This window comes from Sporomusa sp., from assembly GCF_035561255.1.
In the GTDB taxonomy this organism is placed as follows: domain Bacteria; phylum Bacillota; class Negativicutes; order Sporomusales; family Sporomusaceae; genus Sporomusa.
Genome location: NZ_DATMXX010000160.1, coordinates 1 through 9453, shown reverse-complemented (window position 1 = coordinate 9453; position 9453 = coordinate 1). Strand labels below are relative to the sequence as shown.

General features: G+C 46.6%; 9 protein-coding genes. All 9 read left to right on the top strand.

Translation table 11 applies throughout. The features are described from left to right. The first annotated feature begins 323 nt into the window (after positions 1 to 323). The 9 genes from VN379_RS09085 (at position 324) to VN379_RS09045 (ending at position 9326) form a co-directional block, all read left to right on the top strand. On the top strand, positions 324 to 611 hold the full coding sequence (locus VN379_RS09085; protein ID WP_325533003.1) for a DUF2325 domain-containing protein: 288 nt from the start codon (positions 324 to 326) through the stop codon (positions 609 to 611). Between the two features lie 32 nt (positions 612 to 643). After that, complete coding sequence (locus VN379_RS09080) at positions 644 to 1513, top strand: radical SAM protein (protein WP_325533002.1); 870 nt, start codon at positions 644 to 646, stop codon at positions 1511 to 1513. 95 nt (positions 1514 to 1608) lie between these two features. Next, positions 1609 to 3093 carry a nitrogenase component 1 gene (locus tag VN379_RS09075; RefSeq protein ID WP_325533000.1) on the top strand — a complete coding sequence of 495 codons (1485 nt, stop codon included), beginning with the start codon at positions 1609 to 1611 and terminating at the stop codon, positions 3091 to 3093. Further along, a complete protein-coding gene (locus VN379_RS09070; RefSeq protein ID WP_325532998.1) occupies positions 3090 to 4442 on the top strand; it encodes a nitrogenase component 1 in 1353 nt (450 codons plus the stop codon). The genes VN379_RS09075 and VN379_RS09070 overlap by 4 nt, the downstream gene beginning before the upstream one ends. A gap of 22 nt (positions 4443 to 4464) precedes the next feature. After that, the gene (locus VN379_RS09065; RefSeq protein WP_325532997.1) at positions 4465 to 5544 is read left to right on the top strand and encodes a uroporphyrinogen decarboxylase family protein; all 1080 of its coding nucleotides are present in this window, start codon (positions 4465 to 4467) and stop codon (positions 5542 to 5544) included. A gap of 22 nt (positions 5545 to 5566) precedes the next feature. Beyond that, positions 5567 to 6214 (top strand): corrinoid protein, encoded by a 648-nt coding sequence (locus VN379_RS09060; RefSeq protein ID WP_325532996.1) that lies wholly within the window; start codon positions 5567 to 5569, stop codon positions 6212 to 6214. Positions 6215 to 6410: 196 nt separating this feature from the next. Then, positions 6411 to 7646 carry a chromate efflux transporter gene (gene chrA, locus VN379_RS09055; protein ID WP_325532994.1) on the top strand — a complete coding sequence of 412 codons (1236 nt, stop codon included), beginning with the start codon at positions 6411 to 6413 and terminating at the stop codon, positions 7644 to 7646. Between the two features lie 309 nt (positions 7647 to 7955). Further along, on the top strand, positions 7956 to 8483 hold the full coding sequence (locus tag VN379_RS09050; RefSeq protein WP_325532992.1) for a ferredoxin domain-containing protein: 528 nt from the start codon (positions 7956 to 7958) through the stop codon (positions 8481 to 8483). Between the two features lie 207 nt (positions 8484 to 8690). After that, positions 8691 to 9326: an MBL fold metallo-hydrolase gene (locus VN379_RS09045; protein ID WP_325532990.1), complete on the top strand. Its 636-nt coding sequence runs from the start codon at positions 8691 to 8693 to the stop codon at positions 9324 to 9326. Positions 9327 to 9453: the final 127 nt, after the last annotated feature.

Sequence of the window (9453 nt, the reverse complement as noted above, 5' to 3'; positions counted from 1 at the left end):
ATTATAGATAATGCCCTTTGGGGGGTTGACACCTGTTCGAACTCTGTGCTAACATGAGCCTAATCAAGAAATCGTATTTTTGCTGACCGGAATACCGGAGGTGATCGTTGGCTATAATTAGTCTCGATTGCCTCTTTTGATTTTTGGCCATGCTTGTATTTAACGCAAATACAATCTATGAGAAATCATGATTTTACGCCAAAATTTATAAGGCAGTCACATTAATTACTGACTGGGAGTAACCAGAGGTAACCAACATTCTGTGTAAGATAGAATGTCCGGTTGCCTCTTTTTAATTAAATGAATGTAAGGGGGATGAGGTTATGACGGCCATGGTCATAGGCGCTGATTATTTAGGGAAAATCGAAAAGAAAATGCGTGAGATGGGGGTAACTGAAATCGCCCACATAACCGGGAGAAATCCCGGGGAAATAAAAAGGGTATCAATACCTAAGTCAGTGGATTTTGTCTTGGTATTTACAGATTATGTCAATCACAATATTGCCAAAGTAGTAAAAAATCATGCCAAAGCTCAAGCAGTTCCGTTAGTTTATGCAAAACGTTCGTGGTGTGCGGTAGAGCACAAACTTGCCGGGCTTGGGCTGCGGTAATCTAAGCAGAGTAATTACTAGGGGGTGGTCTCATGAGCCAATGCAAGGGGGATCACGATATCGCAAAACATCCTTGCTTTAGTGCTGAAGCCCATGGAAAATTCGGACGCATCCACCTGCCTGTCAGCCCGGTATGCAATATTCAATGCCGCTTTTGTAAACGGGGCTTTAATAAAGACGAGAATCGGCCTGGTGTTAGCAGGGCTTTATTAGCACCTGAAGACGCAGTAGGGGTTTTGGATAGGGCAGTGGCATTATGCCCTGAGCTAACCGTTGTCGGCATTGCCGGGCCTGGTGATACCTTGGCCGGTGATTACGCATTAGAGACCTTCCGGTTGGTTCATGCACGTTATCCTAACCTGATTAAGTGCCTGAGTACTAACGGTTTATTGCTAAAAGAAAAAATTGATGGCCTGGTAAAGGCTGGTGTAAGAACAATTACCGTGACGATAAATGCCGTAGAGGTTAAAACCTTGGCCAGGATTTGCTCTCATATTATGCATAACGGTCAGTATATAACCGGCGAGATGGCAGCACGCTGGCTTATTCTGGCGCAACTGGCAGGCATTGATAAGGCGGTAAGCCTAGGGGTGATAGTAAAGGTTAACACTGTTCTCATCCCCGGCATTAACGACCAGCATATCGGCGAAATTGCCAAAACAGCAGCGCATGCCGGGGCGGCGTTTATTAATATTATTCCGCTTATTCCTGAACACGAATTCCGCAATCACCGCCCGCCGGACTGCCGGGAGCTCAAGGCTGCCCGCAGGATTGCCGGGGCTTATTTACCGGTAATTAACCATTGCCAGCAGTGCCGGGCTGATGCGTGTGGCATACCCGGCGGGACAACCGACTTTGCAGCAATGCTTTATGACAGGCGGGCTGTTGAAAGTTGCCAGTAACTAATTACCAGCCGTACATGTGGACTGTGATCTGGCAGTATTTGCAGAAGAATACGGTTCACAGTATGGTTCAGGGTATATAAGGAGGAGAAAAAATGAGTTATTTCAAGCTAAAGGAGCCGCCGCGGCGGGAAGACCGGCTACAAGCCTGTATTGCGCATGGGGCAGCACTTGGCGACCTTGCGACCCGCCGGATGCAGTGCTGCCTGCCTAACAGTGAACGCAGGTTTACGCAGAATTCGATCTGTCTGTTATTGCCGGCATTAGGGACAATGAACAGTATCCCTAATAGTGTTGTCCTCATGCACGGCGGTCTGGGCTGTGGTTCATCCTGTCATGGCGGTAACGCTGGCGTGCGCTCTGGTAATAACCACCGCTGGGGTGTGGTTAAAGATGGTACCTGGCTGTCTACCGGCTTGACCGAAGCCGATGTAATTAGTGGCGGTGAGCCTAAACTGGCTGAGGCGATTATTGCGGCTGACAGGCGTTACCGGCCGTCAGTCATTTTTGTGGTTGCCAGCTGTGTGCCCGGCATTATCGGCGATGATGTGGACGGCGTGGTGGAGCAGGTCCAGCCTGCGGTTGAAGCAAGACTTTTGCCGGTACACTGTGAAGGCTTTAAGACGAAAATCTGGGCAACTGCCTATGATGCAGTCTACCATGCTATTGGCCGTACGTTGTTGCCTGAGGCCGGCTTTATAGCCGGTAAGAAGCCTGGAAAAACTGTGAACTTAATGAATATGTCGTCTATGGGGCGAGTCGATGAGGTTGAACTTGAACGTTTGTTAAAAGAACTGGAACTGGCAGTTAATATCTTTCCGGTTTTTTCCGATCCGGGTGCCATGCAGCGTATGGCAACGGCGGACTTATCAATTAGTACCTGTCCGACGCATGATGATTATATGCTAAACCATCTACAGGAAAAATACCAGGTGCCGTTTATTATCAGGCATATGCCGATAGGTATTGAAAATACCGGCAAATGGCTGCAGGATGTCGCTGAATTTTTCGGGCTTGGCGCAAAGGCCAAAGCGATCATAAAGCAGGAAGAGGCCGAGCTTGCGGCGGCGCTTGCGCCGCTCAAACCAATGTTTAAAGGTAAGAAGGCGTTCGTTAGTGCCGGAGAATTCCGGGCTCTCTCAACAGCTATCCTGCTGGCCGAGCTGGGCTTTGAGGTAGTTGGCGTCCGGGCTTTTCACCATGATGAATTTGCCGATATTGAATACGAAAAGCTGTTACGGATAACCGGAACAGATTATCCACTCAACATCGCAAATTGCCAGCCGTTTGAAGAAGCTAATCTGTTACGCAAAATACAGCCTGATGTTTTTTTGGGTCATATGAATGGTAATAGTACGGCAGCTAAAATGGGTATTGCTACCCATGTCATCTACAATACAGGCTTGCATTATGTGGGCTACCGCGGGGCGTATGAGCTGGCCCGGCGTTTGTATCGTCAGTTAAAAAATCCTCGCTTTAATGGCAATATTAGTAAATATGTCAAGCTGCCGTACCAGGAATCATGGTATCGGCAAGACCCGTTTAAGTATATTGAAACTGCAGGCGGTGACCTTGAATGAGCAACTACAACTTTGTTGAAAGACCCCGCTATACCTGTGCCCTGGGGGGAGCTATTGCTACTGTGAGCGCTTTGCCTCAGGCCGTGCCCATTCTACATGCACCACCAGGCTGTGCCGGTAATTTTACCTGGACGCAGGCCGGGGGATGCGGCCTGCAGGTTGGCGGCTATTGCGGCGGGCTGAGCATGCCTGGTTCCAATATCCAGGAAAGGGAGGTTGTCTTTGGCGGCGCCGAACGGCTGGAGGAAGAAGTCCGTAATACCCTGGAGGTCATGCAGGGTGATATCTATGTTGTTCTGACCAGCTGCGTTACCGAGGTCATTGGTGATGATGTCGGTTCAGTAGTAAGGCCGTTGCAGGCGCAGGGTATCCCGATCCTCTTTGCTGAAACAGGCGGATTCCGCGGTAACTCTTATCAGGGTTATGACTTAGTACTGCAAAGCCTATTTAAAAACTTTGTGGACAAAACACCGGATAAACAGCCTGGGTTAGTTAATTTGTGGGGGATTACCCCTTTTATGGATGTCTTCTGGCGTGGCAATTTAACCGGCATACGCCGTTTGCTCGAAAAGCTGGGCCTGACAGTAAATAGCTTTTTTACAGTTGATGACAGTATCACCGGCATCAGGAATGCTGGCGGCGCGGCTTTAAATATTGTCATATCTGACGTCTTTGGGATAGGTGCGGCTCAACTCGCTCAGGAAATCCACGGCACCCCCTTTGTTTCAACCACGCTGCCGGTAGGTCCGTCTGCTACCAGTACATTTTTGAGTACGGTAGGGGCAGCACTTAATCTGGACCAAGCATTGGTCGATAACCTGATTCAAGCGGAGACCAAACGCTATTACAACCTGCTGGAACCGCTTATTGACTGTTTTAACGATATAGATTTGCAGCGGTATGCTGTTATTATCGGCGACACGAACTATGCAGTGGGCATCACCCGGTTTTTGGCCGATGATTTGGGCTGGCTGCCGGAGGTTGTGGGGGTTACCGATATTTTGGATGAAGAGCAAAAAAAAGTTATAACCGGGTTCTTAACCAACCTGGCGAGCAGTATATACCCTGAGTTAATTTTTCACACTGATGGCAGTGTCATTGCTGGGGTGGTACAGGAACATTGGTTCAAGAGTCAGATTCAGGCCGGTAAATATGCCAATCCCCTCAGTCCGGCTTTTGTTATTGGCAGTTCGCTTGACCGCGAGCTGGCTAAGGCACTGGGGGCCGGGCATCTGAGCGTAAGCTTTCCGGTAGCAAACCGGGCTGTTATTGACAGGGGGTATACTGGCTACTGTGGCGCCTTAACACTTATCGAAGATTTAATTAGTGTAATCATTGCCGGCAGGTAATGATTTGAGGGGGGATGGCAATATGTTGCCCAAGGACAGGATTCTCCAGGTTTTGCATGCTAAAAACACTATTCCATCTGAGGGTTCCCAGGTTCCGGCTGCGCTGCTGTCCGGCGGAACCTGGGCCTTCAGGCAGAAGGGGTTAACACTGCTTGAGGTTTTGGAAAAGCCGGAATTGGGTGCTCCCGTTATTGTAGAGATTAACCAATTGATTCAGTCTGATATTGTTTGGCCGGGTTCAGGGTATCATAATTTGCTTGTGCATATCTTTGGGGGCGAGATTAAATTCCGTCCACAAGGCAATATTGATGTATTGCAACCGGCTCTTGCCAAAGTAAGTGAGGTTGATTTGTTTGACCTGGGACAAATCGACAAACACGAATGGATTCGGGCTATCCGCGCGATCATAACGCAGGTGCAACTGCAAACAGGTAGCAGTGTATTGGTCGGGACTTCCAGTTGGGGCCCCTTTACGCTAGCCGGACAGTTTTATGGCGTTGAGAAGCTGATGCGGGGTATGTATAAAGATAAACAGGCAATACATGCGCTAATGGCGGTTATGACGGAGATTTGTCTTGCCTACCTGCTGCCGGCGATTGATGAAGGGGCTGACATCATCTCTGTCGCTGAGCCTACTGCCTCCGGCGATCTGGTTTCTCTCAGGCACTTTGAAGAATTTGTTGCCCCGTATATTGGGCAGGTTGCCCAACAATTAAGGCAACGGGGTGCTTTTTCAACCCTTCATATATGCGGTAATATCAAAGATCGTTTGTATCTTGTGCCCGCTATGCATATTGATCTGTTATCTCTGGATTATAAAGTGGATTTAGGTTTAGCCCAGCAGGTGTTAAATGGTAGGGTGGCAGTGGCTGGTAACGTAAACCCGGTGTTACTTAAAGATGCAGCAACTGATGAGATAACCCAGGCTGCCAGGCAGTGCATCCGGCAGGCTGGTCAGGCTGCAAACTATATTCTTATGCCGGGGTGCGATATTCCTCCCAGTGTGCCGCTGGGCAATGTGCAGGCATTTCTAAGTGCCGGGCGGGAATTTGTTGATGATGTCTCAGTTCAGGAAGAACAATTCGGAATTAGTGTCAAATGAATAAATTTATGGGAGGCTTAACATGTCGGTAAATAAGGAAGAATTATTCGAAAAACTTTCAGACGCTGTTGTGGATATGGATGAAGAGCAAGCTATCAGTCTGGCGCAGGAAATTGTAGCAGCAAAAATTGATGCCTATGAGGCTGTTGAGAAGGGACTGTCAGATGGCATGGACCGGGCCGGGAAATTATTCGAGGAAGAAGAGTATTTTATTCCCGAATTGCTGCTCTGCTCTGATGCCATGTATGCCGGGCTTGATGTATTAAAAGGGCATATCAAAACCGCAGAACAAGGGGAAAAACAAAAAGTAGTCATCGGGGTTGTGGAAGGTGACACCCATGATATTGGTAAGAACCTGGTGAAGATTATGCTGGAAACCTCGGGGTTTGATGTTATCGATTTGGGGAGAGACATTGCCCCCTTAACTTTTGTGGAGAAAGCTAAGGAGGTTCAGGCTGATATTATAGCCGTAGCCACTTTAATGACCACCACGATGGATGGTATGGCCGAGGTTGTGCGCATTCTGCAGGCTCAGGGCATCAAGGCCAGTTATAAGGTAATTATTGGTGGTGGACCGATTTCGCAGAGCTTTGCCGATAAAATCGGGGCTGATGGCTATGCTGTGAATGCTGCCGAGGCCGTCCGACTTTCCAAACGGCTGCTGGCATAGAATCTAAGTAGGAACTGCCTCTTACAACAGATTTCTCCGCAAGCACAGGTGCAGTTTTATCTTTTCAACAGGCTGTGCGATTAACAAGTGGTAAAGTGTCCTAATTCGTTAGAAGTCACACTGCCGGAATTGTCACAGGTATATTCCGATTCCGGCAGTTGACTTCCTGTTTTTCTCAATAGTGGGCGGTGAAGTTTTGAATCCAGCAAAACAAAGATCTTCGGTAATGTCAGCCGGTGGGGTTATTCCGTTGTGGCAGCTGTTTCTCAGCTATATAATCATCGGGTCAATCGGTTTTGGTCCAACGCTTGCTGCCGAAACGAGGAAACGATTGGTGCAGCAAAAGCAATGGATCAAAGAAGAAGAATTTGCTGTTGGACTAGCGCTAACACAGCTTTTGCCTGGCGCAACTTTTGTCAATCTTACCGTATATATTGGATATAGGTTGCGAGGGTTTGCTGGTGCATTAACGGCGTTTTTCGCACTGTTACTTATGCCATTTGCCGCCATGTTGACTTTGTCGCACATATTTTTTTTCTATCAGTCTGTGGAAGTAGTGGGCATCTTGTTTAAAGGCATTGCCGTTGTCATCGTCGGGGTTATTGCTCATGCTGTTCTTGAAATAGGGCGTTTCACTGTTCATGATGTGGAAGCTGGTTTTATTGCGCTGGCTGCAGCAGGATTAATAATTTTCTTAAAAAACCCTTTTGTCGTACTGCTGGCAGCCGCTACTGGCGGTATACTAGCTTACTATTGTTCATTTCAGTGTCAAACTGACTTATTGACTGAGTCTAACCATGTGGACAAAAGCAAAGCAGGCAATTCAGGCATTCAGGTATGGCCGCCGGTTATTTTGGCTGCAATTATTGCCGTAGTTTTATTCATTGCGCCTATTCAACCTGTACTTTTGAAATTGTGGTGGGTTTTCTTGCGTATGGGGGCTGTTTTATTTGGGGGCGGCTTATCTATGATCCCTTTTATACAACAGGAGGTGGTTTCCAATTACGGGTGGCTGACCCTTGATGAATTTGCTGTCGGCATTGCTCTTAGTCAGATTACACCAGGACCGGTCTTGATCATAGCCACATTTATTGGCTATAAAGTTGCTGCTGTCAGCGGAGCTATTGCGGCAACACTAGGAATATTCTTTTCGTCGCTTTTTTTAGTTATAAGTACTGCAGAAATCCACCAAAGAATTCGCAACAATCTGTGGGTGCAGGCTGCTCTCAAAGGAATAGCGGCCTCCTTTATCGGGATGATGACTGTTATGGTTATTGGTTTGGCTCAGCACGCCTTGATAGACTTATTTTCTTTTTATGTTGCGGCGGCAGTTTTCGTAGCCTTGCGGTTTGGCAGGCTGGGTACTATTTCGGTCATTCTTACAGGAACCCTGGCATACTTTGTCTTTGTTTCGCTTGGCTTGGCCGGGTAACAGTCATGATTTCGTCCTTACCAAAATCAACCTTAAAAAACCGCGAATTTCGCGGTTTTTTTGAGTTGAGAGGTTTCGGTTGGCTCCGCCATGTAATTGGCAATAATAAGCAACACAAACAAGGATAATATTGATGGTATACAAATGGATACTATACCACATTTAAGTGCGTACTTGCCAGAACATAGCATCATTTCATATTATGGTTAAAGAAGCTTTTTAATCAGAAAAAATAAAATTATGAGGAACTAGCGGGCCAGGTTATGATGTGGTAAATACATTTAATTAAGAAACGGGGGAAATTTGCCAATGATTATGAGTAGTCAGGAAGTCGAGGAACGTGCAGTAGCGCAGATCGCCGACATGATGTGTGTGGCGGCAAGAACAGCTCCTAAAGCGAAAGGCGTGGACAACCTTGTGACCCTAATTGTAAATGGACAGGAAAAAGAACAACTTTCCGCTGAAATGCGGCGTATTGCCCAGGAATCTGGCATGCAATTTTTCGAACGGGACGCCAACTGTATTGATAAGGCTCCAGTGGTGGTGTTATTGGGGCAGAAAGTAAAACCGATAGGAGTCAAACCCTGCGGCTACTGTGGTTATGCTGATTGCGCAGAATGTGCCCAAGGTACTGGGATATGTGCTATTAGCACTGGTGATCTTGGAATCGCTGTGGGTTCTGCAGTGAATTCTGCTGCTTTGTACCATGCTGATAATCGAGTAATGTTCAGCGCAGGTAAAGCAGCCATCGATATCGGCCTCTTGGGAAAAGAAGTTAAAATTGCTTATGCAATTCCGCTTAGCGTAACCGGTAAAAGTCCATTCTTTGATAGGTGATATGAACATCAAAGAAAAAGCACTATTTGTTCAGTAAACGGGCAAATAGTGCTTTTACCGAAAAGAACAGAGAAGCTTAAAAAAAGAATTAGACTTTAGAGGGGCTTTGTTGCACAATTTGACATGTATAGCTGTGAACAGCTAACTGTGCATGGAATATATTGAGGAATCTGGGATAACGAAAATAAGGAATGAAGGGAGAATAAAATGAAGATTAAGTGGTTAGGACATTCCTGTTTTTTACTTACCTCGCATAATGGTGTTAAAGTATTGACAGATCCCTTTGACAGTTCGGTAGGATATGACGTGCCGCGGGTAATTGCCGATATTGTTTCTACAAGCCATGATCATTTTGACCATAACTATATTCAAGCGGTTCAGGGAGATTTTTTTCACGCAAATGAGACCGGGCATTTTTCTCATAAGGGGATTGAAATTACCGGGATTTCCGTCTTTCATGATGATAAGCACGGTACTCAGCGCGGGAAAAATATAATTTATAAGTTTGTTGTTGATGGAATACATATCTGCCATTGCGGCGATTTAGGTCATGGATTGACTCTGGAACAGGTGAACGAGATCGGTCATGTTGACATTCTACTGATTCCGGTAGGTGGATTTTATACCATTGGACCTGACCAGGCGATAGAAGTTGCTAAAATGTTGCAGCCATCGGTTATTATACCTATGCACTTTAAAACCAAGGCTATTCAATTCCCGATCGAAGGAGTCGAAAACTTCCTGGAAAAAATGGGAGGGGAGCGATTTGGTAAGCAAGAAGTCGAATTTGACAAGGCATCCGTAGGTCTGACGCCAGGTGTGCTAGTCTTAGAATATGTGTAAAGAATTAGAATAAGCTCTTTAGGGGCAGCTGAGGAATTGCGGTTGCTGGTTTTGGGGCCCTATAGTTCAAACAAATGAACTATAGGGCATTTGTTATTGCATTGTTTGGCTTGGGGCAGGGTAATAA

Coding starts and splice junctions, on each gene's coding strand:
- VN379_RS09060 (WP_325532996.1), top strand. CDS start 5,567: ATGTCGGTAAATAAGGAAGAATTATTCGAAAAACTTTCAGACGCTGTT.
- VN379_RS09050 (WP_325532992.1), top strand. CDS start 7,956: ATGATTATGAGTAGTCAGGAAGTCGAGGAACGTGCAGTAGCGCAGATC.
- VN379_RS09045 (WP_325532990.1), top strand. CDS start 8,691: ATGAAGATTAAGTGGTTAGGACATTCCTGTTTTTTACTTACCTCGCAT.
- VN379_RS09070 (WP_325532998.1), top strand. CDS start 3,090: ATGAGCAACTACAACTTTGTTGAAAGACCCCGCTATACCTGTGCCCTG.
- VN379_RS09065 (WP_325532997.1), top strand. CDS start 4,465: ATGTTGCCCAAGGACAGGATTCTCCAGGTTTTGCATGCTAAAAACACT.
- VN379_RS09075 (WP_325533000.1), top strand. CDS start 1,609: ATGAGTTATTTCAAGCTAAAGGAGCCGCCGCGGCGGGAAGACCGGCTA.
- VN379_RS09080 (WP_325533002.1), top strand. CDS start 644: ATGAGCCAATGCAAGGGGGATCACGATATCGCAAAACATCCTTGCTTT.
- VN379_RS09085 (WP_325533003.1), top strand. CDS start 324: ATGACGGCCATGGTCATAGGCGCTGATTATTTAGGGAAAATCGAAAAG.